This is a genomic window from Sorangium sp. So ce296 (assembly GCF_051529605.1).
GTDB classification, from domain to species: Bacteria; Myxococcota_A; Polyangia; order Polyangiales; family Polyangiaceae; genus Sorangium; species Sorangium cellulosum_D.
In genome coordinates, this window is the sequence record NZ_CP150325.1 from 14434232 (window position 1) to 14459239 (window position 25008).

At 72.3% G+C, this 25008-nt stretch carries 21 protein-coding genes; 12 read left to right on the plus strand and 9 right to left on the minus strand.

Going from position 1 to position 25008, the window contains the following annotated elements:
* Window positions 1-5: 5 nt before the first annotated feature.
* A complete protein-coding gene (locus WME98_RS53275) occupies window positions 6-1760 on the minus strand; it encodes an FG-GAP-like repeat-containing protein (protein ID WP_437949202.1) in 1755 nt (584 codons plus the stop codon).
* 136 nt (window positions 1761-1896) lie between these two features.
* Here WME98_RS53275 and WME98_RS53280 point away from each other — a divergent pair, with 136 nt between their 5' ends.
* Complete coding sequence (locus tag WME98_RS53280; protein ID WP_437949203.1) at window positions 1897-2157, plus strand: hypothetical protein; 261 nt, start codon at window positions 1897-1899, stop codon at window positions 2155-2157.
* Between the two features lie 25 nt (window positions 2158-2182).
* On the opposite strand, the gene WME98_RS53285 is transcribed toward WME98_RS53280, so the two are convergent.
* Entirely contained in the window at window positions 2183-3139 is a 957-nt protein-coding gene (locus tag WME98_RS53285) for a hypothetical protein (RefSeq protein ID WP_437949204.1), read from the minus strand.
* A gap of 214 nt (window positions 3140-3353) precedes the next feature.
* Here WME98_RS53285 and WME98_RS53290 point away from each other — a divergent pair, with 214 nt between their 5' ends.
* Genes WME98_RS53290 through WME98_RS53305 form a run of 4 tightly spaced genes read left to right on the plus strand, consistent with a single transcriptional unit; the run spans window position 3354 to window position 8350 of the window.
* Window positions 3354-4091 carry a VTC domain-containing protein gene (locus WME98_RS53290; RefSeq protein WP_437949205.1) on the plus strand — a complete coding sequence of 246 codons (738 nt, stop codon included), beginning with the start codon at window positions 3354-3356 and terminating at the stop codon, window positions 4089-4091.
* On the plus strand, window positions 4088-4780 hold the full coding sequence (locus WME98_RS53295) for a DUF4956 domain-containing protein (RefSeq protein WP_437949206.1): 693 nt from the start codon (window positions 4088-4090) through the stop codon (window positions 4778-4780). Before WME98_RS53290 ends, WME98_RS53295 begins: the two co-directional genes overlap by 4 nt.
* Window positions 4781-4782: 2 nt before the next feature.
* Complete coding sequence (locus WME98_RS53300) at window positions 4783-6843, plus strand: HlyD family secretion protein (RefSeq protein WP_437949207.1); 2061 nt, start codon at window positions 4783-4785, stop codon at window positions 6841-6843.
* A 55-nt stretch (window positions 6844-6898) separates the two neighbouring features.
* Window positions 6899-8350: a TolC family protein gene (locus WME98_RS53305; RefSeq protein WP_437949208.1), complete on the plus strand. Its 1452-nt coding sequence runs from the start codon at window positions 6899-6901 to the stop codon at window positions 8348-8350.
* A gap of 58 nt (window positions 8351-8408) precedes the next feature.
* Here the strand turns inward: WME98_RS53305 and WME98_RS53310 are convergent, their stop codons facing one another.
* Window positions 8409-9836, minus strand: coding sequence for a glycoside hydrolase family 5 protein (locus WME98_RS53310; protein ID WP_437949209.1), 1428 nt, complete (start codon window positions 9834-9836; stop codon window positions 8409-8411).
* A 759-nt stretch (window positions 9837-10595) separates the two neighbouring features.
* Between WME98_RS53310 and WME98_RS53315 the strand changes: the two genes are divergently transcribed.
* The 5 genes from WME98_RS53315 to WME98_RS53335 all read left to right on the plus strand — a co-directional run bounded on the left by WME98_RS53315 (window position 10596) and on the right by WME98_RS53335 (window position 16864).
* Window positions 10596-11750, plus strand: coding sequence for a hypothetical protein (locus tag WME98_RS53315; RefSeq protein ID WP_437949210.1), 1155 nt, complete (start codon window positions 10596-10598; stop codon window positions 11748-11750).
* Between the two features lie 182 nt (window positions 11751-11932).
* The gene (locus WME98_RS53320; RefSeq protein WP_437949211.1) at window positions 11933-12505 is read left to right on the plus strand and encodes a hypothetical protein; all 573 of its coding nucleotides are present in this window, start codon (window positions 11933-11935) and stop codon (window positions 12503-12505) included.
* A 567-nt stretch (window positions 12506-13072) separates the two neighbouring features.
* On the plus strand, window positions 13073-13810 hold the full coding sequence (locus tag WME98_RS53325; protein WP_437949212.1) for an alpha/beta hydrolase family esterase: 738 nt from the start codon (window positions 13073-13075) through the stop codon (window positions 13808-13810).
* Window positions 13811-13909: 99 nt separating this feature from the next.
* Complete coding sequence (locus WME98_RS53330) at window positions 13910-15256, plus strand: extracellular catalytic domain type 1 short-chain-length polyhydroxyalkanoate depolymerase (protein ID WP_437949213.1); 1347 nt, start codon at window positions 13910-13912, stop codon at window positions 15254-15256.
* Window positions 15257-15622: 366 nt separating this feature from the next.
* Window positions 15623-16864: a PAS domain S-box protein gene (locus WME98_RS53335; protein WP_437949214.1), complete on the plus strand. Its 1242-nt coding sequence runs from the start codon at window positions 15623-15625 to the stop codon at window positions 16862-16864.
* Between the two features lie 9 nt (window positions 16865-16873).
* Here WME98_RS53335 and WME98_RS53340 read toward each other — a convergent pair whose 3' ends face one another.
* Window positions 16874-17446, minus strand: coding sequence for a class I SAM-dependent methyltransferase (locus WME98_RS53340; protein WP_437949215.1), 573 nt, complete (start codon window positions 17444-17446; stop codon window positions 16874-16876).
* A gap of 58 nt (window positions 17447-17504) precedes the next feature.
* Between WME98_RS53340 and WME98_RS53345 the strand changes: the two genes are divergently transcribed.
* Window positions 17505-17981 carry a MarR family winged helix-turn-helix transcriptional regulator gene (locus tag WME98_RS53345; RefSeq protein ID WP_437949216.1) on the plus strand — a complete coding sequence of 159 codons (477 nt, stop codon included), beginning with the start codon at window positions 17505-17507 and terminating at the stop codon, window positions 17979-17981.
* A gap of 205 nt (window positions 17982-18186) precedes the next feature.
* Here WME98_RS53345 and WME98_RS53350 read toward each other — a convergent pair whose 3' ends face one another.
* The 4 genes from WME98_RS53350 to WME98_RS53365 form a co-directional block, all read right to left on the minus strand.
* Complete coding sequence (locus tag WME98_RS53350; protein WP_437949217.1) at window positions 18187-19047, minus strand: DUF1554 domain-containing protein; 861 nt, start codon at window positions 19045-19047, stop codon at window positions 18187-18189.
* Window positions 19048-19225: 178 nt separating this feature from the next.
* Window positions 19226-20092, minus strand: a complete 867-nt coding sequence (locus tag WME98_RS53355; RefSeq protein ID WP_437949218.1) for an alpha/beta hydrolase family protein — start codon at window positions 20090-20092, stop codon at window positions 19226-19228.
* A 54-nt stretch (window positions 20093-20146) separates the two neighbouring features.
* Window positions 20147-21031: an AraC family transcriptional regulator gene (locus WME98_RS53360; protein WP_437949219.1), complete on the minus strand. Its 885-nt coding sequence runs from the start codon at window positions 21029-21031 to the stop codon at window positions 20147-20149.
* Window positions 21032-21104: 73 nt separating this feature from the next.
* The gene (locus WME98_RS53365) at window positions 21105-22238 is read right to left on the minus strand and encodes an endonuclease/exonuclease/phosphatase family protein (protein WP_437949220.1); all 1134 of its coding nucleotides are present in this window, start codon (window positions 22236-22238) and stop codon (window positions 21105-21107) included.
* A gap of 493 nt (window positions 22239-22731) precedes the next feature.
* Between WME98_RS53365 and WME98_RS53370 the strand changes: the two genes are divergently transcribed.
* Entirely contained in the window at window positions 22732-23118 is a 387-nt protein-coding gene (locus WME98_RS53370; RefSeq protein WP_437949221.1) for a DUF4280 domain-containing protein, read from the plus strand.
* Window positions 23119-23120: 2 nt separating this feature from the next.
* Here WME98_RS53370 and WME98_RS53375 read toward each other — a convergent pair whose 3' ends face one another.
* Window positions 23121-25007, minus strand: coding sequence for a DUF2169 domain-containing protein (locus tag WME98_RS53375; RefSeq protein ID WP_437949222.1), 1887 nt, complete (start codon window positions 25005-25007; stop codon window positions 23121-23123).
* Window position 25008: the final 1 nt, after the last annotated feature.

Consider the following 25008-nt stretch of genomic DNA (forward strand, 5'->3'; position numbering starts at 1 on the left):
CCGGGCTACGGCGACACGGCCTCGCCGAAGCGCTCCTCGCTCATCCCGCCCGCGCCCTTCAGGGAGGCCTGCGCCGCGTCGCCGAGGCTGCCGCCGAGATAGACGAGCACCTCCCTGCCGCCGCCGAAGGCCACGACAACGTCCCCGAGCCCATCTCGGTTGAAGTCGCCGGCGCGCGAGATCTTCGTCTCCGCCGTGCCCCCGAACCGCGGGTTCATCGCGGCGTCGGGCTCCGAGTCGGGGCGCTCGCCGCCGCGGAACACGTACGCCTTGCCGCCGAGGCCGACCTCCGGCGCGCCCACCAGCATCTCGGCGAAGCCGTCCCCGTCGAGGTCGCCGCTCGACACCGTCTGACCGAACCGATCGGACGCCGCTTCGCCGTGGAGCTCCAGGTCGGCGGTCGTGTCGAACGCCTCCCCTGGCCCGCCGAGGAACAGGAAGGCCGCGCTGTTCATCGGGTCTCCCACGAGGAGATCGGCGAAGCCGTCCCCGTCGACGTCGCCCGCGCCCACCGCGCGACCGAGCTCGCCCTCGCCCACGAGGAGGCCGTCTGGCACCGTGTCGAGCGCGCCGGCCGACGCGAGATAGACATAGACGCGCTGGCTGCCAGGCGCCCCGACGGCGATGTCCGAAAAGCCATCTCCGTTGAAGTCCGCCGAGGCGACCGAGGCGCCGAACTCGCTCGCGTTCTGCACCCCCGTGAACATCGCGTCAGCGACCGTGTCGAGGGCCTCGGGGCCGCCCAGGTACACATACACGCTGCCGGGCTCAATGTGATCGGGGCCGCCTCCCGGCGCGCCGATCACGAGATCTGCGTAGCCGTCTCCGTTGATGTCCCCGGAGGCCAGCGCGTCGCCGAACCTGCGCTCATCGCCCGGCAAGCTCCCCGACATGTCCGGCTCCAGGGTCCACGTCGCCGGCTCGGACGAGCTCCCGAGGATCACGCGGACCATCCCCTTGCTGTCTGCGTACGTCGTGGCTGCCACCACGGCGTCGGCGAAGCCATCGCCGTTCACGTCCGCGGTCGCCACGGCGCCGCCGAAGCCCGCCGCCTCGATGGCGCCGCCGGTCCTCGGGTTCACCCCGGCCAGGACTCCATCCTGCGCCGGATCGACGCTGTCGCCCGCGCCGCCCAGGAAGACGTAGGCGGCCCCGCAAGGGATGTACTCCGGGATCGCGTAGTGGAGCGCGCCCACGAGGATGTCGTCGAAGGCGTCGCCGTTGAGATCGTGATGGCCCCGTCCCACGTTGATCCATCGGACCGCGGACGGCTCGGAGCAGGCGCCGGCCGCGCACGCGCGGACCCGCCAGTAGACCCGGCTGCCCACCGGAGGCTCCGCCGAGCCCTCCAGATCGGCGGCCGGCCGCCAGCGTGTCGCCGCCGTCGTCTCGCTCGCGAGGAGGGCGGAGAACGAGGGATCTTCGCCGAGCTCGATGGTGTACTCGACGCTTTCCCCCGCGGGCGACGCCGACGGCTCCCAGACGAACGTGGGCCTCCGGGTGTCGGGCACGAGCATCGAGCCGACCGGGCCATCCTGGACCGGCAGCCGCGGGACCGGCGTCGACGGCGCGAGCCGCCCTCCGTCGCCCCCGCCGCCGCCGCCGCCGGCGCTCCCGGCGCTGCCGCCGCCGCCGGCGCTGGTCGCGCTCGCGCCGCCGCCCGGACCGGGGTCTCGGGTCACGTCCTCGATCCCGAGGAGATCGGCGCATCCGAGGAAGAGGGGCGCGAGCGCGATGCCCAGGGGAAAAGAGCTCCGCATCCCCGCGAGGGTACGCGAGCGGCCAGAGGCGACAAGGACAACTGATGCCCTGCGCGCGCGGCGCGCCGACGTCGATCGTCGTTCGTCGCCGCGCGCGAACGTCACGACTATCGTCGCCGCCCGCGAGGAGCGGCTCATGAGAAGGACATATCGTATCTTGCTCGCGCTTCAGGTCTCCGCCCTGGGCGCGGGCTGCGGCGACGGGACCGTTCATCGCGTTCGCGGGCGACCTCGCGTCCGCCGAGGGCGCGGACCGCCTCGCTCCGCCGTCGCGGAAGACCCGTTCGGGCCCGCCCCGGAGACGTGGCGCTCGGACGTCGCGATCCTCAAGGGCGACCTGTCGCTGATGCGGGGCCGCATGGAGGCCCTCCTCGGCGGTGCGGCGCGCGGCGACTGAGGGGCGCGCCCCGCGCGGGCGGCGCTCAGGGCGCCTGGCAGGAGACGCGGTGGATCGGCGCCTCGTCCCCTTCGCCGATCGTCACGTAGTCCCACCCGCCGGGCAGCCACGCGATCGCCTCCCCCTGATCCTCGTCGGCCGCCGGCATCTCGCACGGCGGGCCGGTCAGCGCCTGCGCGACCGTCTGGTCGGGCGCCATCGGATAGAAGAAGACGTGCGAGTAGGTGCGGAGCAGCACGCCGGCGCCGTCGGCGCGCACGTCGCCGCCCGTGAACGACCGGCTCCCGACCGGCGCGGCGATCGAGCCCGCGCCGACGAGCGTCGCCGTCTGGCCGGCGGCGGGCCGCGTCGAGAGCTCGTAGATCCCGGCGCTGTCCTTCTTCTTCTTCACCTTCGTCACCACGGTGATCGCCCCGGTGACCGGGTGAACCAGCAGCGTCTCCGCGTTGTGGCTCCCGTCGGGGTACGCGAGCGAGATCACCTCCGCCGCCACCGCGCGCCGAGCGCCGCCGAGCGCCGCCGGCTCCCTCACCTCGTAGAGCGCGTAGCGGTCGCGCTCCCGGTCGTTGTCGCCGATGTCCCCGAACAAGAGGCAGCTCCCCCCGCCCCCGCCGCACGGGCCCCGCGCCGCGCCCTCCCAGTCGACCGCGCGCGCGCCCGCCACCTCGATCTCGCCCCGCGGCGCGCCGTCAAGCCCGATCGCAAAGAAACGCGGGCGGTCGCCGGAATCGTTGTGGAGGTACAGCGTCCCCGGGTGCACCGCACCGGCGACCACACCGGAGCACTCGTCGGCGTCGCCGCGCGGCAGCGCGCCGATCCGCACGGCCCCGCCGCAGCGGGGGCAGCCCGAGGTCCGCGCCGCCGCCGCCGCCCTCGCCGGCCCCGGCCCCGGCCCCGAGCCCCGGCAGCCCGCGGCGAGCAGCGCCGCCGCGAGCCCGAGCCGCGAAAGCCACCGCGCTGTAGCTTTGCGACTCGAATGCAACGCGCGGGGATACCGGGGAGATATCGAGAGCTTGCGCAGGATTCCGCTTGCGGCATTCGGCGGCGGTTGTGTCATTATCGCGGGGATACCGTAACAAATCCGCGACGCACGCAGCGGCGCGAGGCAACCCACCCGGGCGCCTAGCCCCTGACCCCTGACGATCGAGGAGACCGTCATCCTGGACGTCATCGAACGCTACGAGTTCAAGTACCTGGTGCCGGAGCGGCTCGTCCCGGCGATCCGGGCCACGGCGCGGTCCGTCGGCCGGGCGGACAAGTACGCGAACGAGGACGGCTCGTACCGCATCCGCTCGCTCTACTTTGACACGCGCGGGCACGATCTCTACTGGGCCAACGCCCGGGAGCAGCGGGACCGCTTCAAGGTGCGGGCGCGCACCTACCCCGGCAAGAAGAGCCCCGTGTTCCTCGAGGTGAAGCGCCGCGTCCAGGATGTCATCGTCAAGTCGCGCGCCTGCGTGCCCGCGGACGAGTGGCGGGAGCTCGTCGAGCGCGGCAACCCCGCCGCGCTGGAGCGGCTCGCGCCGGGCGTGCGCAAGGGCGCCGAGAAGTTCATCGGCGCGGTCCACCGCCACGATCTCCGGCCCACGATGCTCGTCGACTACGAGCGCGAGGCGTACGAGAGCACGCTCGACAAGTACGCGCGCATCACGTTCGACCGGAGGGTCGTCTGCCAGCGCAAGGAGGCGCTGGATCTCGAGGCGTCCGATCGGGGGTGGCGCCCCGTCGACCACCCGGTCCAGACGAACACGCACGAGCCCGTCTGCGTCCTCGAGCTCAAGTTCGAGCGCAGGCCGCCCGCGTGGATGGTGGCGCTCGTGCGGCGCCTCGAGCTCGTCCGGCGCTCGTTCTCCAAGTACTGCTACAGCATCAACGCACAGCTGATGCTGCCCGACGCGCGCTCGGCCCGGATCGAGGGAGGGCCGCGGCTATGACGGAGTGGCTGTCGATGCTCTCGCACGGCGAGGCCGTCGAGTGGCGCAGGGCGCTCATCTCCCTCCTCGTCGCCTTCGGGCTCACGCAGGGCATCGCCGGCGTCTACATGCTCACGTTCCGCGGCCTCTCGTACTCGCGGACCGTCGTCCAGAGCATGGCGCTCGGCAGCATCATCACGTGCACGCTGATGCTCGCCGTCGGCAACAACATCGCCGCCGGCATCGGGATCGCGGGCGGCGTCACCGCCATCCGGTTCCGCACCACGATGCGCGATCCGCGCGACGTCGTGTTCGTCTTCGCCTCGCTCGCCATCGGCATGGCGAGCGGCGCGCAGGCCTACGGCGCGGCGATCGCGGGGGCGGCGATGTTCGCGGGCGCGACGCTCATGCTCCACGTCACCGGCTACGGGTCGCGCCGGCAGCCCGACGGGCTGCTCCGGTTCGTCGCGCCTGCCGGACAGCCCGGCGCGGAGCTCGCCGGCGCGATCGCGGGCATCCTCCGCGAGCACTGCGGCTCCTTCTCGCTCGTCACCCTGCGCGAGGCGGCGCAGGGCACCGTCATGGAGCACGCTTACCAGATCAGCGTGCGCCACCCGGAGCTCAGGGCGCGCCTCGTGACGAGCCTTCAAGCGCTCCCCGGAGTCGAGGACGTGAGTCTGATGCTCCAGGAGCCGACGCTGGACCTCTAGCCATGCATCTCTGGCGAATCCGATCCGCGCTCTCCTCCGCGACCCCCGCGCTCACGATGCTGGGCACGCTCGGCCTCGCGGCGTGGCTGAGCCGCTCCTCGAGCCCGAGCGACGGCATCCTCGCCTTCGCGCAGGCCGACACCGAGATGGTGGCCACGGTCGAGGTCGGGCGGGTGGCCTCGATCGAGGTCGACGTCGGCGACGTGGTCGCGCCGGGTCAGGTGCTCGTCGCGCTCGACAGCGGCGCGATCGACGCGGAGCTCGCGGTGGCGCGCGCCGAGGAGGCGCGCCTCCGGGCGATGATCCCCGCGGAGCACGCGCGGCTCGATCAGGAGCTCGAGGCGGGCGTCGAGCAGCTGAAGCTCGAGCTCGCGCGCGAGCTCGAGGAGCAGCGCCGCGCGCGCGCCGAGGGCGAGGTGCTCGCCAGCGAGGTCTCCCGGGTGAAGCGGCTGATCGAGGACAAGCAGGCGAGCCACGACGCCCTGGGCTCGCTCGACGTGCAGCGCGCGGGCGTCGAGGCGATCGCGACCGAGAAGCCCCGCACCATCCAGCTCCTGCGCGCGCAGATCGCGGCGGCCGAGGAGCGCCGGAAGAGGCTCCTCCAGCAGGCGGGCCCGGAGACGGCGAAGATCGAGGCGGACCTCGCGGTGACGCGGCGGGAGATCGAGCAGCTCGAGGCGCAGCGCGCCCAGCACACGCTGCGCGCGGCGCACGGCGGGCGCGTCTCCGCGGTGCGCAAGCGGCCGGGCGACGTCGCCGTGGCGGGCGACCCGATCGTCGAGATCGCCAGCGCGCCCGGGCGGGTCATCGCCTGCGTCCCGGAGCGCGCGGCGCTCCACGTCGAGGCGGGCGACGCCGCGACGATCTGGGCGCGCGGCCAGGACGGCGCGCCGCTCACCGGCCGGGCCGTCACGGTCGGGCCGGTGGTGGGCCAGCTGCCGCTCCGCTGCTGGACGGACCTGAACGTGCCGGTGTGGGGCCGCGAGGTCACGATCGCGCTGGATCACCCCGTCGAGCTGCTCGCCGGCCAGGCGTTCGACGTCGCCTTCACGCGGGGGGCGTCCCCGCCCCCCGCGCCGCCGGCCCCCGGCGCGCCGGTCGTCGCCGCGGCGCAGGGCGCGCCCGCGGCGGCGGCGCCGCCGGCCGGGGCCGCCGACGCGATCCGCATGACGGTGCCGGCGGCGTTGCGGCAGCGGTCGCGCTTCGAGCCGTCCGGCATCCTGCCCCGGCCCGCGGAGGGGCGGTACCTCCTCGTCAGCGACGACACGGGCCACAAGGACGCGGAGGACGAGGGCGTGCCCTGGCTGTTCGCGATGTCGGCGGCCGGCGCCGTCGATCCGGAGCCGGTGCCGGTGCTCGGCGTCAAGGAGCTCGCGGACATCGAGTCGATCACCGCCGGCGACGGGGGCGACGTGTACCTGCTCTCGTCGCAGGGCTACAGCGCGAAGGGCAAGCGCAAGAAGGCGCGCACCGCGCTGCTCCGGCTGAAGCAGGATGGCCGCGGCTTCCGCGTCGACGCCGAGGCCTACCTCGCGGAGCTGCTCGACGCGGCGGGCCCCGCGGCCCTCGCGGAGCTCGGGCTCCCGGGCGGCACGCGCCCGCTCGAGATCGAGGGCATGGCCTACCGGGACGGCGCGCTCTACTTCGGGCTGAAGTCGCCGCTCGACGCCGAGGGCAACGCGCTCATCTGGAGGCTCGGCGCGCCCCGCGCGCTCCTCGAGGGGCGGCGGCTCGAGGGCGCCGGCCTCTCGCTGTGGGCGCGCGCGCGCGTCGACGTCGAGCTCAACGGCGCGCCCACGCCGGGGGGGATCTCCGATCTGTGCTTCCTCCCGGACGGCTCGCTGGCGATCGCCTCGACCCCGTCGACCGCCGACGGCGCCGCGGGGTCGCTCTTCCACGTGCTGCGCCCCGAGGGCGGCGTCCTCTCGCCGAGCCTCGTGCGGCGCTTCCCCGGCCAGAAGCCGGAGGGCATCTCGCTCGCGCTGTCCCCCGGCAAGCTGATCGTCGTGTTCGACGCCGGCGCCGAGGCGCCCTCCTTCCTCGAGCTGCCGTGGCAGGGCTGAGCCCGCGCCGCGGCGCCGCCGTCGCCCCGAGGGCTCTCCACGGAATCCGTCAGGCATGAAGATCGCTGAGGTTTTCTCCGTTCGTCGCGGCCGCTCCTCCTCCTCCTCCTCCGCCTTCCCGCGCGCGAGGTCGCCGGTCTGGCCGTCGATCGCGTGCCTCTCGCTCGCGGCCTGCGCGGCGCCCGCGCAGCTCGAGGGGTCGGAGCGCGCGATCGCGCTCTACCGCGAGGCGCGCGCGGCAGAGGCGCAGGCAGAGCCGCGCGGGGGCGCGGGCCTCGGGGCGGGGCGCCGCGCCGCGCCGCGCGAGCTCACCGCGGACGAGGCGGTGGCCATGGCCAAGGAGCGGAGCGCGACGCTCGCGATGATGCGCGCGCGCGAGGCCACGGCCCGGGCGCGCGTCGACGCCGACGCGGCGGGCACCTACCGGAACCCGGAGATCCGCGTCTCGCAGCTCCGGCTCGATCAGGTGCTCGATCACGAGCCGCGCCTCGCGGCGGGGGTCCGCATCCGCCCTCCCCGGCCCGGCGAGGCCGGGGCGGCCGCGGACGTCGCGCGCGCGGACGTGGACGTTGCGCGCGCGGAGACCCGCGTCTCCGAGCTCGAGCTCGAGGCCGAGGTCCGCTGGCTGTTCGACGACGTGCTGCTGCTCGACGCCGAGATCGAGGCGCTCGAGGCGGTCGCCGCGACGCGCCGCCGCCTCGCGGACCAGGAGCGGGCCCGGGTCAGCGCGGCGCAGGGGACCGCGGTCGACGAGGCGATGGCGGCGCTGTCGGCCGCGGTGGCCGAGGAGGACGGCGCCGCGCCGCGCGCGCGCCGCGAGGTCGCGCGCGCGGCGCTGCTCGAGCGCGTCGGGGTCGACCCCGCCGCGCCGGTGCGCCTCGTGGGCGAGCCGGTCGCGTCCGCGCCGCTCGTCGCCCTCGCGTCCGAGGAGGCGCTGATCGAGGCCGCGCTGAGGAACCGCCCGGAGATCGCGCTCGCGGCCGCCGAGATCGACGGCGCCGGCGCGGAGGGCGCGCTGGCGCGCGCGACGCGCTGGCCGTGGCTCTCGTTCATCGAGTTCGGCTACGAGTTCTCGCCGGCCACGCGCGACCCGCTGGGCTGGACCCTCGAGGCCGGGCTCGAGCTGCCGCTCTTCGACACGCGCTCGAGCGAGATCGCCGCCGCGGACGCCGGCGCGATCGCGGCGCAGCGCACGCTCGCCGCCGAGGTCCAGCGGGTCGCGCGCGAGGTGCGCGATCGGCTCCGGGAGGCGCGCGCGGCGGGGGCGCTCGTCGAGGAGTTCCGGGCGCGCGCGCTCCCGGCCGTAGAGCGCGCCGGGATCGAGGTCGCGCGCGCCCTCGAGAGCCGCCAGATCGACGCGGTGCGCGCGCTCAGCCTGGAGGAGCGGCGCGCCGCCGCGCAGGTCAAGCTCCTGAAGCTCGTGCGCGAGTACCGGACGGCGCTCGCCGAGCTGCGCGTCGTCGTCGGCGGCCCGCTCGACGGGCGCGCGCCGGCGGCCCGGCGCTGAGCCCAGGGCCCCGGCCTTCCTGTTCAGAGGGCCGCGCGCACCGCCGCCGCGCGGCGCGTCACGGCCAGGGGTTCGACGTGAAGCTCGCGGAGACGCCCCGGCTGTCCGTGGCCGTGAAGACGACCCGCGTGCCCGCGGGGACCTCCTTGCTGATGGCGTACTCGCCCTCGCCCCAGGACTGGGGCTCGAGCCTGTGCGTGGTGCTGTTCACGCGCGCCGTGACGCCGGTGATGCGGTACCCCGGCTCGACGACCTTCACCTGGATCCACCACCGGTTGACGTTCGGGGACACGGTGAACTGGAACCCCGAGGTCGTGGTGCCGCCGCCGGAGCCGCCCGCGCCGCCTGAGCCGCCGCTGCCGCCCGAGCCGCCGGTCCCGCTGCTGCTGCTCGTGCTGCTGCTGCTTCCGCTGCCCGAGCCGCCGGTGCCTTCCAGCATCCTCGCCTTGACCCACTTGCCCGACTCGGTGAGCTCCGAGTCCGGCCAGTTGCCGGTGGTCCTGGCGCCGGGGGTGAGCGCCGAGGCCGTCTCGTTCTTGTCGAACAGCGACCAGTTGGCCCAGCTGATCTTGTTGGCGTTCAGGAAGTTGATCCAGGTCTGGGACTCGTTGAGGTTGAGCCCGGTGTTCCCGGAGGCGTCGCAGGTGCCGAACTCGGTCACGAACAGGGCGAGGCCCCTGTCCATGGCCGTCCTCGCCTTGGCGCGCAGGCTCTCCTTGTGCGTGTTGGCGTAGAAGTGCAGCGTGTAAGCGATGTTGGAGAACCCGGTGATCGGGTCGTTCGCGGCGATGTCCACGTCCTGCGACCAGGTCGGCGTGCCGACGATGATCACGTTGTTCGAGCCCGTGCTGCGGATCGTGTTGATCACCTCGATCGCGTAGGGCTTGATCGTGCTCCAGGGCTCGTTGTCCGGCTCGTTGTAGATCTCGAACAGGACGTTGGGCTGGTTCCCGTAGGTCTGCGCCATCTCCCGGAAGAAGGCCTTGGCCTGCTCCTTGTGGTCCTGGGCGCTGTGATCGTGCCAGTCGATGATCACGTAGATGCCCCGGGCGATCGCCGCGTCGACGACGGTCTTCACCCGGTTCTTCTCGGCCGTCGGGTTCGTGAGGTACCCGCCCGACTCGACGCCCATCGCGGCGCGGACCACGGTCGCCCCCCAGCTGTCGGCGATCGAGTTGACGACGCTCGCGTTGTAGAACGAGCCGCCCCACTGGCTCCAGAACAGGCTCATGCCCCGCAGCTGGACCGGCGCGTTGTTCTGGTTCCGGAGCTCCTTGCCCACGATCTGGAGCCTGCCGTGCACGTCCACCGGCCTCGTGGAGGCCGCATACGACTGCTCTTCCGTGAGCTCGCCCTCGATCGCCTCGCCTTCGCCCGTGTCCGACGGCGCCACGCAGCCCGCGAGCGCGGCCGCTTGCACCGCCGCGAAGCACAGCCCGAGCCGGAGGCCCGAGCCCGTCAGCATCCCCCAAAGCGCGCTCTTCATCATCCCGTCCTCCCGGAGAGCCAGGGGCACGCGGCGCGCCGGAGCAAGAGAGCACCTCGCGAGCCGCTCTCCCGATCTCGCCGCGGCGCAAAGGGAAGCCGACAGCCTGGGTCCAGGCGCGAGCCGGCGCAGCGCGAAGAGAGGTGACGAGCGTCGCGGGGTCGGAGCGTGAGACGCCGACGCGCGATCGGTTCCTGGCTAAGTAACGTTGATAACGCCCGCTGCCCCGGAGACGACCCCCGGGCGCGGGAAACGAAGCATGAGCAGTCTATTAGCACATTCCCGTCGCACCTTGAAAGATCAAATTCCGGAGGGGGCCGATATGCAACAGCGGTGAACCTTTCTACATCGCAGCGTCACGCTGTCGGGGCGTCACGTTGCCGAGCCGGGGATTCCCTCACTGCGTCACGACGTGGTGATGGCCCACACCGTAGGAAGGCGTGGTGATGGCCCGCACCGCCTCACGTGCGATGACGGGCCGGCGCTCCGCTCCTTGCCTTGCCGCGCGCGGCTGCGCTTGCTCCGCGGCAGCGATCTGCACTCGCTTGAGCGGGCCCCCGCGCAGTTGAGCGGCGCCTCGCGCAACGGCGCCGCTCGGGGCGGCGCGGCGCCGCGAAAAGGCGGCTGCATCGCGCTGGTATGCCCGTTGCTCTTGCGACCCCCGTGCAAGGCGGACGGGGGTGCTGCTGGGTGACAGGGCAGCTCCGTCGTCAGGTCGTGCGGCCGCGGACGGCCGCAATGGCAGGATGGGAGAGAGAGATGATCACGAATCTGAACAATGGGTCGCTCCGTCGTGGGTTCCGTTCTCTTCTGGCGCTGCTCCTCGCGGCGGCGGCGCCCGCGTGCCTCGCGGCGCCCGTGGAGGAGCCCGTGGACGAGAGCATCGATGCGAGCGACGAGGCGCTGCGCTCGGGCGACGCCTCCGGCTGGGCCTTCTTCGACGGGACTCGGCTGCTCTCGGCGAGGTCGTTCAACCCGGCGGGCGGCGCGAACCACGTCGCGCTCTCGGGGGTCGGGGTGTATACGGTCACGTTCGACGACCTGGGCGGCAGCGGCGGCAACGTCCAGGTGAACTCGACGGGTGGAGAGGGTCGGCGGTGCAAGGTGTCCTCGTGGCAGACCGTCGACACCGCGCTCAAGGTCCACATCCGCTGCCACACGGCGGCCGGCGCGCCGACGAGCTCTCCGTTCGTCGTCTCCTATGCCCGCCTCGCGGGCGGCACCGCGGTCTCGAGCGCGGGCGCTTATCTCTTGATGAACCGGCCGACGGGCGGCGCGCTCTCCAGCGAGCACCAGTGGGGCGCGTCGGCGTCCGTCACGCGGACGAGCGCGGGCCGCTACACCATCACGCTCGCCGGCAACGGATCGGTCGAGAGCTCCGTGCTCGTGACGGCGGTCGGCAGCGGCCCCGAGTACTGCAAGCCGCTCACCTGGTCGAGCCCGTTCGGGAGCACGAACATCGATGTGCTCTGCTTCGGCCAGGGCGGCGCGCCGGCGGACACGAGCTTCTCGCTCCGGTACCTCCGCGAGCCGCGCGAGGCCCCGTACGAGAGCGGCGGCTACGTGGTGGCGAACGAGCCGACGACGGCCGACTACACGCCCGCGAACCAGTACCACCTCATCACGTCCGAGTGCAACGACAGGAGCGAGACCGTCGCCGTGCACCGGATCTCGCCCGGGCGCTACCAGATCACGTATCCGGAGATGGGCGGCCTCGCGGGGGTCGCCCGCGGCGCGGCCCTCGCCACCGCGGTCGGGGCGGGCTCGGACTACTGCAACGTGGTCGGCTGGGAGCACCCCTCCGCGGATCCGGACGCGATCCGCGTCGGCGTCCGGTGCTTCAACGCGAGCGGGCTCCTCGTGGACGCGCGGTTCTCGCAGGCGTACTTCTCCGAGCTCTACCACATCTGCTGAGCGCCCCGCCGGCGCTCGTCGAGCGGCGAGCCGTCAGGGCTCGATCCAGCGTCGATCGACTGGCGGAGCGCTCCCGCGGGCCGACCCCGCTTCCCTTCGTTGCTCCTCCGTCGAAACCAACTACCCTGCCGGACGTCTGGCGGGCGGAGCCAGACGGGAGAGCGGGCAGGCCGGAGGGAGCCATGAGCGCAAAGAATGAACGCCGACGGATGCGTCTCGAAGCCGAGCGGCGCGAAGAGATGGAAATTGCCACGACCACGCCACGCGATCCGCACGACAGGACCTGGGGCTTCTTCGGCGTGGGCTCGTTGCAGGCACAGTTCCTTCGTCGCCCGTCGCGGCAAGCAGGCGTGTGTTACGAGATCCGCGGCGACCTCGACAGCCTGCGCCTCTTCCGCTCCGTCTCGCCCAGCGCGGGCGCCGGTCTCGTGGTCGGTTACGACCAGGTCGCGGCCAAGCATGAAGCGCTATGGCGGTTGCTCCGTAACCTGGAGGAGCTGCGACTCCCTGTACGCCGTCAGCTCGAGCCGGTCGGAGTCCTCGACGGCGAGGTCCTCGAGGCGACCGTGTGCGGGGGCGTGCAAGCGATTGCCCGGTTCACGTGGAAGCGTGGCGCAGTACCGGACGGTTGGCAGCCGCTGGCAGAGCTCGTGGAGTCGTCCATCGCGGAGTTCGACGAGCTCGAGATCGCCCACGAGGAAAAGCCTCAGCAACAAATTCCAGGCCGGCCGCAACCGCCCAAACCGGCGCGGTAGCACATCGATCTCCAGGACACCGAACGGGTTGAAACCCCGCCGAACGCGGATCTCGCGCTCGCCGGCGATCGCCGCGCGCCAAATTTATGATTGACGCCGGCCATGTTAGCGCTCACATTCGGCGCTCCAGAGCTTCTTTCGCCTTGCCATGGATAGGGCGTCATGAAGACCCCCGTCCGCGCCACGCCTGGTTCGTATCCCGTGGCTTGGACGTCAACGAGGAGAGCGCCCATGTCGTCTAGCGTTGGCTCTGTGAGCTCCGATCGCATTCACCATCGCTCCCGTTGGCTGCCACCGGTCTGGGGCTGCCTGGGCCTCTGCTTCGCGCTCAGCCTCGGCTGTAGCGACGACGGTCACTCTGGCGGACCGGCCGCCGGAGAAACCTCCTCGAGCGGCTCCGGCGGCGGCGCTGCTTCCGGTAGCACGAGCAGCGGCGATGCCGCTGGCAGCGGCGGGGCGACCGGGGGCGCGGGTGGAGCGAGCTCGGTTGGAACGGGCGGCGCGGGCGGCGCTGGCGGCGCCGGCGCTGCCGGGGCCGGCGGCGCCGGAGGTACGGATGGCGGCGACGTGATGAAGTCCGCCGGGTGCGGCAAGACGCGCACGCTCCAGAACGGCGCTGGCACCGTGCAGAGCGGCGGGAAGAGCCGCAAGTACACCCTGCACGCCCCCGACGATTACGACAGCGACCACCCCTACCGGCTGATTCTCTCCTTCCATGGGGCCACGGGCAACAGCGGCCAGGTCGCGCCCTCGTACTTCGGGCTCTGGTCGCTCTCCGAGGGGAGCACCATCTTCATCGCGCCCGACGCTGTCGGCGGGTTCTGGTCAGCCGACGACGTGACCTTCGTCGACGACATCCTCAAGCAGGTCACCGACGATCTCTGCATCGACACCTCGCGCATCGAGCTCGAGGGCTTCAGCCAGGGCGGCGCCATGGCGTGGACGCTGGCCTGCGCGCGCCCGAACGTCTTCCGCGCCGCCGTGGTCCACTCCGGCGGCGGCCTCGCCCGTCCCGCGAGCTGTCAGCCGATCGCCTTCATGTCTTCGCTCGGTCAGCAGGAGAGCGGCGGCGCCGGACAAACCTCCAACAGCGATTTCTTCGCCAAGCAGAATGGATGCACGGTGGAGAGCTTGGCCAAGGCGCCGAGAGGCGGCCACGCCTGCTCTGACTACGAGGGCTGCTCCGCGGGCCATCCCACCCGCTGGTGCGATTACGACGGCGGTCATACTCCGTCGCCGAACGACGCCGGGCAGAACACGTCGTGGATGCCCCAGGAAGTCTGGAACTTCTTGAGTCAGTTCTAGAGCGGTCTTCAACCGAGTCTGGTACGGCCCGAGTCCACGCCCGAGGAGAGGCGGTATCGGCTTGCGCACCAGGTTGGCGTTGTGTAGCATCTCCGCCCGATGAACCGAATCAAGACTCATGTCCTCGGGCTCGCATCGCTCTCGTTGGCGCTGCTCGCCGCGCCGCCCGCGCGCGGGGCATCGCTACAAAAGGTCGACCAGGGCGAATGGGGGGCAGACGGCCTCCCCAGCTACGTCAACATGTACATTTACGTACCTGACGAGCTGGCGACCAAGCCTCCCATCGTCGTCGCTCCCCATCATTGCCAGGGAAATGGCCGGGGGACGTTCAGCGAGATGTCGAGCCTGGTTTCCATCGCGAACACCAGCGGCTTCATCATGATCTTCCCGGAGGCCACGGGGCAGAACTGCTGGGACGCGGGCTCGACGAGATCGCTCAAGCACGACGGCGGCGGCGACACGGGCGCCATCGTCCAGATGGTGAAATACACGCTCGCGAAGTACAGCGCCGATCCGGGCCGCGTGTACGCGGTCGGCGGGTCGTCGGGCGGCATCATGACCGAGGCGCTGCTCGGCGTGTACCCCGACGTGTTCATGGCCGGCGTGTCGCTCATGGGCGTCCCGTGCGGCTGCTGGGCCGAGGGCTACAACGACGTCACCGGAACCGGGAGCACTGCCCAGTGGAGCGGGCCCTGCGGGAGCGGCAGCGTCACGAAGACCGGGCAGGCGTGGGGAGACCTCGTTCGTTCGTACTATCCCGGCTACACCGGCCATCGCCCGCGCCTGCAGCACTGGCATGGCACCGACGACACGATCCTCAGCTACAAGAACATGGCTGAAGACGTCAAAGAGTGGACGAACCTCTTGGGTCTGAGCGAGACCCCGGATGGGACCGACACGCCGAGGACCGGAACCACGCGCCAGTTCTGGAAGAGCGATTGCGGCTACACGGTCTACGAGGCCTTTTCGATGGCCGGCGTCGGGCACTCCGTGCCGTTCGACGGACCCGCCGTCGCCGCCTATTTCGGCCTCGACAGGGCCGGTGGTCAGGATCCAGAGACGGCGGCCTGTCCGGGTGCTGTTCCCGGTGGCGACGACACCGGCGGTGCGGGCGGCGCGGGCGGCACCGGAGGCGCGGGTGGCGCGGGTGGCGCGGCCGGCACCGGAGGCGCAGGCGGCGCGGCCGGCGCCGGAGGCGCGGGCGGGGCCATGGAAAGCGGCGCTGGCGGCAGCGTGGGCAGCGGCGGCGCGATCGGCACCGGGTCCGGGGGAGCAGGCGGACAAGACGCCAGCGCTGGATCGGGCGACTCGACGGGAGGCGAGAGCTCGAGCTCCGGCTGCAGCTGCGCCGTGGGCGACGACGCGCGAGGCTCTGGCACCCAGGCGGGGCTCCTCCTCGCCGCGCTGGGATTGCTGCTCGGTCGCGCGAAGCGCCGCCCGCGCTGAGCCCTCGTTCAGCAAGGGTGCGGGAGAACCGCTGTGATGTAGAGGTGCTCTGGGTTTCTCCCGGCCCTGCCGCATCATCCCGGAAACCGAGACGGGATTTCTGACGCGCGCGACTCGACACCGGACCGTCCGCCGGGCTGCGCCACCCCGCTCCTACCGCGGCATCAAACAAATCTCATCTCACCGCAGTCCGCGACATGCGCGCGCTCCCCGGCGCGCGCGCAGCGCCGTGACAGCCTCGCCTGGACGCGAGATCGCTCTCGCGCCGCGCACGGCTCGCGCAATGCATGAACGAGCACGATCCCTCGCTGGATTTCGCTCGCCCGTCCCGAGCTGCGCGAATACGATGGGGGCTGGATTTGTATGATGGATAACAATCAGAACTTCACGGAAATCGAACGCGAGAACGCGACGCTGCGCCGGCGTGTGGCCGAGCTGGAGGGAGCTCAGGCGAAGCTGGAAGCGCTCTGCTCGGTGAGCACGGCGTTCATCGCCTTCTTCGATCGGAACGGCGTGGTTCTGGAGATGTTTCCGACGCTCGTCATCCCTGCCGAGATGGCCAGGCACGCACGGGGCAGACACCTCACCAGCGTGGTGCGAGACGACTACATCGAGCGTTGCGCCGAGGTCATCCGGGAGTCGCTCGCGAAGCAAACGGTCCTGAGCATCGAATACCCCATCACGCTTCGCGATCGCCAGCTGTGGATCCAGGCCGCCTGCAAGCCGTTCACCGAGGACAGCGTCCTCTGGGTCGGGCGCGACGTCACGGCGCAACGACACCTCGCGTCCGCCCAGGCGGAGCTGCGCGACTTCCAGGCGCTCGTCGACAGCGCGCCGGACGGCGTGTGCATGGCCTCGGAGGAGGGCGCGATCTTCTATGCCAACCAGGCCTTCGGGGCCATGACGGGCCACGGCGACGGCACGCTCGGCATGCGCCTCTCCGACCTGTACGTGGAGGAGCAGGACCCGCTCTCCGGGATCGTGCAGCGGTGCTTCGAGCGCGGGTCGTGGCAAGGCACCCTCGGCCTCGACCAGCGCGACGGGGGCACCCTCCCCTGCCAGGTCTCGATGGTCGCGCTCGCCGGCGAGGCCGGGCGGCCCCCGGCGCTCGCCACCATCGCGCGCGACCTGACCCCGCTGCGCGAGGCCGAGCTCGAGCGGCTCGCCCTCCAGGAGCAGGTCATCCAGGCGCAGCAGGCCACGCTGCGCGAGCTGTCCACGCCCCTCGTCCCGCTGGCCGAGGGCGTCGTCGCCATGCCCCTCATCGGCGCCCTCGACAGCGCCCGCGCCCAGCAGGCCATGGAGAAGCTCCTGGACGGCATCGTCCAGCACCAGTTCCACACGGCCATCCTCGACGTCACCGGGGTCAAGGACGTCGACGCGGAGTCCGCCGACGCCCTGCTGCGCATCGCGCGCGCCGCGCGCCTGCTCGGCGCCAAGCTCGTGCTCACCGGCATCGGCCCGGACACGGCCCAGACGCTCGTGGATCTCGACGTCGACCTCGAGAGCATCACCACCCACAGCACCCTGCAGAGCGGCATCGCCCACGCCCTCGCCCCGCGTCCGGCCCGCCGCGCTGCGCGCGCGCAGCGCCGGGCATCCTCCTGACGCGCGAGCTCAGCCTTCCGAGCGAACGAGCCAGTACCAGTGAGCGGAGAGCAGGCGCCGCCGGCTCGTCCGCGCGTCTTTCAGCCGGAGCTGAGGCGCGAACACGCGCTCCACCGCCGCGGGCGACAGCGCGAGGCCGCTCGGCGAGCGGTCCAGCGCCCAGATCAGGTGCGTACCGCCCGGCCGGAGGAGCCGCGCCACCTCCGCCACGTAGGCGCGCTGCCCGGCGCCGTCGAGGCAGTGAAAGCAGCCCACGTCGTAGGACACGTCGAACGGTCCGGTCAGCATGTCCAGGTGCGTCACGTCGCCGACCAGGAACTCCGGACGCACCTCATCCTTCGCCACCCTCTCCCTCGCCTTGGCGACGGCCACCGGCGAGAAGTCGACGCCCGTCGCCCTCACCCCGCGCTGCGCCATGTACCGCGCGAGCCGCCCCAACCCGCACCCGAGCTCGAGCGACGTCCGCGGCCGCTCGGAGCGAACGAGCGCCTCCAGCTCGCCCGGAATGCGGATGTCGCCCCACCACGTGACAGGCGCCTGGTAGGCACGGTCGAACGTTGCGCTGGTCGTCGGTGCACCCATCGGATACCTCCTCGAGCGCGCATCGCGCTCGGTCTCCACCCAACATAGATAGCATGCTATGAATGTCAAGGCGAAGGCCCCCTGGGAGCCGCAGGCCACCCCGACTTTCTGGATCAACCACGCGTCGCGCCTGCTGATGCGCCACTTCGAGCGGCGGCTGCGCCCGCTCGACTTCGGCATGGCCTACATGCCGGTGGCCGTGGCGCTCGAGGAGAACGGCGCGCTCCTGCAGCGAGAGCTCGCCGAGCGCGCCCACGTCGAACAGCCGACGATGGCCGCCCTCCTGGGCCGCATGCAGCGTGACGGCCTGGTCAAGCGCACGCCGCACCCGGGCGACAAGCGCGCTTTCCACATCTCGCTGTCGGCGAAGGCCGAGGCGCGCCTGCCGCTCGCCAAGGAAGCGCTGCGCGAGGTGGCCGAGCGGGCGCTGCAGGGCTTCACCGACCGAGAGCGCGCGACCTTCCTGGCGATGCTCCGGCGCGTGGTGGACAACCTCACCGGGCTCGGTGATGACGAGGACGGCGCCGAACCCTAGAGCGACAAACGGGTTGAAACCGCTCGAAAGAGCAGAAATTCGAACCGCCGAGCCGCCAAGATCTACTTATCTTCTTGGCGTTCTTTGAGTCCTTGGCGGTTCATTTCTCGGTCGATCAGCGTGATCGGTGTCCCCGGGGATCGGTCGATTGGAACCACCTCGTGCCATGTTCTGCCGCAAACATCGCGCTCGTGCGCTCGTCCGCTCAGTCCGCGGCAAAGCAGTAGACGCGGCCGTTCCCGCCCCCCGGAGCGGTGTCGGCGCAGCTGCCGCTCGCGTGGACCGAGTTCCACGGCCGGTACATGTCGGCGTTGCTTCCGCTGGGGCCGAGCCCGTCGGAGTGCCCGACCGTGGCGGTCTGGCTCGCGTCCTCGGAGGTCCAGTCCGCGCAGGTCTGGCCGGCCTTCAGGGTGCCGTCGCGGTTCGTGCCGGTGAGGATGTCGTGCTGGTTCGGCGTCGGGGAGCCCTCCCACTGGCCTGGCACCATCTCGCCCTTCTCGTCGAGGAACACGGTGTGATCGCCGAACCGCGCGTGCAGCTCCTCGATGTTCGCGGCCACCATCACGAGCTCTGCATTGTACCAGGGGCCGGCGCCGATCCGGTCCTTGGCGTGCACCGGCTGATCGTCCGGGCCCTTCTCGACGCTGAGGTAGGCGCGCCAGGTCTTCGCTCCGGCGCCGACCGCGGCGGCCAGGTCCTGGCACCGCTTGTCGGCGCCGGCGAGCCCGCCCAGATTCGCGGTCGGGCTCCCGGTGCTCGACACGAAGAAGCTGAGCGACGGCCCGCCGCTGCCGCCGCTGCCGCCCGTGCCGCCGCCTTCGCCCGCGCCGCCGCTGCCGCCCTCGCCGCTGCCGCCCTCGCCGCTGCCGCCCTCGCCGCTGCCGCCCGTACCGCCGCTGCTGCTGCTGCTGGCGCCGCTGCTGCTGCTGGCGGCGGCGCTCGCGCTGCTGCTGGTGCTGCTGGAACCGCCGTTGTCCTCGTCGCCGCAGCCGGCGATGGCGAGCGAGACGCCGAGGCCGAGGAATATGCCGACCTTGCAAAGATTCTCTGAACGTGATCGCTTCATGGAAGACTCCCGAACAAGATGCCGCGCGTGGGCGCGCAGGATAGCCTACATGGGGCGGATCGAGGTCGGGAGACTGCTGTCCTGGATGCCTTTCGCGATGAGACCGGCGAGCGGCTCGGCCCCTCCGGGGGACCGGGGCTGCTCGAAGCGATCGACGAAGAGGCGACGATGAGGCGACCTACCCTCGTCGGGACCAGATCCGGTCGAGGAACGCGCGCACGTCGTGCGGGAGCTTGCGGTGAAACGCCTCGCGATCGAACCCGGCGGGATCGCTGGCGGGCAGGAAGCCCGGGGTCCTCATCTGGGGAGGGAACGGGCTCAAGAAGGAATGATGGCCTGCGTTCTCGACGACCTCGAAGGTGACCTGAGCCCGGTCGGGGACGAGGTCGAGCACGAGCTGCCCTTGCCATCTCGGCGTCATGCGGTCGTGCTCCGCGACGAGCAAGAGGATGGGCGCCGTGACGTCCTGCAAGGCGTCGTTGAGGCCGAACCAGCCGGTCGCGGGGGCCATCAGGACCAGCGCCTTCACGCGCGGGTCCTTCGTGACCTCGATCTTCTGCCCGTATCCCGCGAAGGGCTGCCCGCCCGCGACGGCGAGCGCGGTATAGCCCCCCATCGAGTGCCCGATGACCGCCACGCCGTCTTCCCCCAGGCGCGGTCCGAGCTCCGCATCGGAGGTGACGGCATCGATCGCGAGGCGAACGTGCCGAGGTCGATCGCGGAGGTTCTCGAGCGTCTCGGACCTGGACCGATCGTTGCGGTTGTCCCCCGGGTGCTCCGGCATCGCGACGACGTATCCGCTCTGCGCGAGGTGGGACGCGAGCGTGCGATACACGAGCGGCGAGCTGCCGCCGCCGTGCGAGAGGACCACGAGCGGCAGCGGGCCGCCGTCGACGGGCGCGTTCGGCGCGACCTCGAGCGAATAAGGCCCCATCGCCACGATCTCGGCGGGGACGCGCGTCGGGTACATCAGCAGGACCGGGAACGAGAGGTCCTTTGCCTCGTCGCGCACGACGAGGCTTCGGCTGCCCACGAATCGACTCATGCGGGGTTCTCCTGCGGAGCTCTGGAGGACGGGAGAGGGTCTGGAGGTGATCGTCTACTGGAGAGGGAGGAAGATGTCGGTGACGCCCTCGTGATCGGGCACCTCCGGGAAGAAGCGCACGCGCTGCAGGAAGAGCGGGTAATCCCGCGGCTCCTCGCCGCTCGCGGGGAGCCAGGCCGCGTAGAGGTGCCTCACGGCGTGGAAGAGCGTGTCATCGCCCCCGATGTGCCGCAGGACGGCGCACCGGCCGCCGGGGATCGTCTTCGCGACGACGCCGAGCGGGTTCTCTGGCACGGGGCGGCCGGTCGCCGCGCAGAGGTCGAGGCGGAAGGCCTCCGGCGGGGTCTCGGCCGGGTCGTCGTAGAGGACGTTGAAGGTCGCGCTGCTCCGCGGCGGCAGCCGGTTCTCCTTGCGCCACCCGATGAAGCGCCGCACCGATTCGAGGACCCGCTTCGGGTCGCCCCGGTGCTCGAGGGCGGCGACGCGGGTCTCCTCGAACCGCGCGATCGTCACGTCTCCGGCGCGATCCTGCGGGCGGAGGGGCAGGGTCCTCGCCTCGCTCAGGCGCTCGTGCATCGCGTGCCACGGGTCCCACCGGGGCTGTTCCCGGAACTCGGACGGGGTCTGGCCGAACGCCTTCTTGAAGGCGCGGCAGAACGCTTCGAGGCTCTCGTACCCGCTCGCCAGCGCGATGTCGGTGACGCGGGCCTGATCCCGGAGGGCGAGCCGCTGCGACGCGCGCCGCAGGCGGAGGAGCTTCACGTACTCGTGGACGCCGATGCCGAAGAGCTCGGAGAACTGGCGGTGAAAGTGGTATTTCGAGAACGCGGCGACGCCGCTCAGCCGATCGAGCGTCAGGTCCTCGTCCAGGTGCGCGTCGATGTGCTCGAGCACCCTGCGGAACCTGGCGAAGCAGGCGTTCTCGGTGACTTCGGTCAAGGGCGGTGTCCTCCTCGGCGAGCGACAGGATAACGAGGGGGTGCCGGCCGTGCCTGACCGAAGTTGCTGAACTTCAGGGCGACCCCTCGTGCGGGCTGCCGGTCCAGCGCAGGTCGGCGAGGATGGGGAGGTGGTCCGAGCCGAGGTCCGGGCCGATCCAGGCGCGCTCGGTGGTCCAGCCCGGCCCGGCGAGCACGTGGTCGATGCGGATGCCGAACCAGCGCGTCCGCTTCGTCGCGCCGAACCCCAGCCCGGCGCGGGAGAACGCGTTCTCGAAGCCCGACCAGAAGCGACGGTAGATGGCGCTGTCGACCGGCATGTTGAGGTCGCCGACGATGACGGCCGGATAGGGCGCCTCGTCGACCCATTGTCGCGCGAGCTCGGACTCCCACGCGCGCAGCGCGATGACGCGGTCGTGCTCCGCGGCCTGCTTCCAGAGGCCGTGCATCAGCGCCTCGATCGCCTCGCGCGGCGTCTCCAGGTGCAGGTTGAGGAGGCTGAAGGTGCGCGCCCCGGGCGCCGCCTGCGCGCCCGGCCGCGGCGCGTCGGGCGCGCCGGGTGCGTCTGGCGCGCCCGCGGCAGCGGCAGCGGCAGCGGCAGCGGTAGCGGCGGCCGGAACGGGAGCGTGGTGCGGAGCGCCGGGGGTCGCGCGATCCGGCAGGGCGATCGCGTAGCGGAGGATGGCGCCGTGCCCGCCGGCGCGCCAGACGTCGTTGCGATCTCTCGACTCGGCCTTGAGGACCGGATACCGGCTCACGAGGCACATGCCGCGGTCGACGTGGACGGACCACCCCGGGAAGGCGGCTGTCAGATCGGGCTCGGGGATCGAGCACTCCTGCAGGGCGAGCACGTCGGGCCGGGACTCGGCCACGAAGGCCTTGAGTCGCTCCATGCTCATGGCGCGGCTCCCCGTGTTGAAGGACGCGACGCGCAAGTCCCCGCGGCCCGATCCGCCGGTGAGCGCCCGGAGGGAGAGGCAATACCCGAGGATGGGCCCGACCACGATCGCCGCCGCCAGCGCCGCGGGGATGAGGGCGCGGCGCCGGAGCAAGAGCGCGGCGGGGACGATGATGAGCAGAGGGAGGGCGATGACCTGGCGCGGGCCGAAGAGGAAGAGCGTCGCGGGCCAAAAGCGGTCGCCCAGGATGGGCAGGGCGAGCCAGACCGCGGCGACCCCGAGAAGGTAGAGCACGGCGGCGGCGAGCACGGCGGCCCGAAGACGGCGCCAGCGCCGCGGGGACGGACGCAGAGGGGCTGGGCCCGGCGGGGCGGAGGGGGATTCCGTGGATGGCGCGCGCTGGGGCATCGAGGTGGTTCCGTGGGTGTGGGTGGACCCTGCCGTCAACGGGCGGAGGCGTCGAGGAGCAGCGCATCGGCGAGGGTCGAAGCGGTCGCGGCCATGGCGCGCCAAGATAGCCCAGACGGATCCGTCATCCCACACTGGGGGCCTCTGCGGCACGTCGGGGCGACGGGCCGTAGGCTTTCTTACACTCGACAGCTCCCGACAGGCTCCGGGCTGAATTGATCTTCAACCTGGAGGCTGCCGACACCCTCCGGGCTGAATTGATTTTCAACCTGGAGGCTGCCGACACCCTCCGGGCGCGCTTCCGCGCGCGGCGGCTTGTCGCGGCGTCGTTTTCGCACCTAGAATCCCCAAGCCGGACGGCGGCTTCATCGGCGCGTCCGTATCCGAGGCCCCCGTGTCGAAGCTGGTGATCAACGGAGCAAAGCTCGAATGCAGCGAAGGACTGTCGCCCTCCGCCCTCACCGTGCTCCCCGCGAACGGGACCGACGCTGACGAGGCGCCCGTGGCGACGGTCATGGACTTCCACCCGATGACGAACATCGCGCCGTTCGGCATGTGCAAGACGCTGGCGAATCCCCAGGTCGCGTCCGCGACCGCCGCGGCGAAGGGCGTCCTCACCCCGATGCCGTGTGTCCCGGCGATCGCCGCGCCGTGGTCGCCCGGCGCCTCGATCGTGACGATCACCGAGCACAAGGCGCTCACCGGCGACTCGACCTGCCGCTGCGCCTGGACGGGGATCGTCCGGATCACCGACGCAGGCACCGACGTCGACGTGGACTGAAGTCAGTCATCGTCCGGCGGCGGCGGCGGCGGTTTCAGCGCTCGCAGGAGCGACTCGACGTCGCGCTCGCTCGCGCCGGCCGCACGCAGCTTCGCCAGCAGCGCCTCCGGCGAGCCTGGCGCGGGGGACGGGAGCACGGGCGCTGGCGGCGGTGCCGCCGGACCAGGGGGACGCACCTGCGCGACCACGGCCCGAGGATCAGCGCGCGGAGAGGCGATCGGCGGCAACGCGGGCGCTTCGGGCGGCGGCTCGACGAGGTGCGGCGGCGCGGCCATCGGCGGCGGCGGTGCCGCCATCGGCGGCGGCGGTGCCGCCATCGGCGGCGGCGGTGCCGCCATCGGCGGCGGCGGTGCCGCCATCGGCGGCGGCGGTGCCGCCATCGGCGGCGGCGGTGCCGCCATCGGCGGCGGCGGTGCCGCCATCGGCGGCGGCACGGGCGGCGATGCGCTCTCGCCGAGCGACAGCGTGCCCTCGCCTGCGCTCGGCGCCCGCAACGGCGGCGTGAGCGGCCCCCACGGCGCGCCGGGCACCGTGGCGACAGGACCGGACGCTCCGGCCGGCTGGATCGGAAACGGCGCCACCTCTCGATGCCCGGCCGCCCCCTGCTGCTCCGGCCGCAACGCCATGGTCCCCGTGCCCGCCTCCTCCCGCTTCGCGGTCGCCGCTCCCAGCGTCGCCTCGCCTGCCGGCGCGGGCGCAGGCGAGAGCGGCGTGCCGGCCCACGGCGTCGCGTCGACCCTCCACGGAACGGTCGCGTCGCCCGCCTCCGCCACGGGGAACGGCACGGCCGCCTTCGCCGCTGCGGTCGCCTGCTGCTCGGGCCGCAGCCCCACTGTCTCCTGGCCTGCCTCGGCGCTCGTCGTGGCCGGCGCCGTCGCTCGTGGTGGCGACGTGGCCGGCGCCGCGGACCGCGCGAACGGCGCCGGCGCCTGGGCCCACAGCCGGGCCCAGTCCACGTCGCGGCCCGGCACCTCCAGCGCCGCCGCCACCACGAGCGACGGCAGCGCCGCCTCCTCGCCGGGCACGTCGACACGGCCGCGCCACACGAGCGCAAACGCCTCGCGCTCCCCGTCGATCGCCAGCGTGTCGCAGACCATCTCGACGGGCCGCTCCGCGGTCGATGCGCCCGCGGAGCGCTGGAGCACGCGGGCCACGCCCCGGGCCGAGGGAAGCCGGGTCTGCACGCGCGGCGAGCCCGACTGCAGGCCGTCGAGGAGCAGCCACTCGTCACCTCGCAGGTGATCGACCTGCTGGTCCGGCGGAGCGGCCTGGAAGTACGCCCACGGCATCGCGTCGGGGATGTCGGCGATCGGCGCCTCCAGAGCGCGAGGATCGATGCTCCCGAGCAGCCGCCTGCGCGCGAGCCACAGACGCGAGATGGGCGCGAAGCTGGTCGGCCGCCGGGGATCGGCCGGATCGACGAGGTTGGGTGTCGCCTTGCCGACCGGGTTCGGCTCGCCTGGGCCGCCGAAGGCGCGCTCGTAGACCAGCGGCATGCGATCGAAGGGCCTCGGGCCGGCGGGACCGCGGTCGCCGAAGACGTGGACCACCTTGTCGAGCACCAGCCGCCCGTCGCGGGCGAGGCCGAGCCGTGCCGACATTGCGGGCAGAGGGCTGCCGCCGGGCGGGTACGCGTGCCCGACGAACGTCACGTCGCAGCGCGGGAGGTAGGGCGCGAGATCGCTCGCGTCTTCGATGCTGCGCGAGGGGTGGCCGCCGAACTGCCGCTCCTCAGAGCGGAGGTCGGCCGTTCCCACGTGGCGTGCGATACCGCTCTGGACGAAAGCGAAGCGCGCCTTGACGACGACGGTGAGCCAGAGCCGCTTCTGGTACCGGAACGGCACGACCGCGCAGGAGACGTCGCCGGAGGCGATCGAAAGAGGACCCATG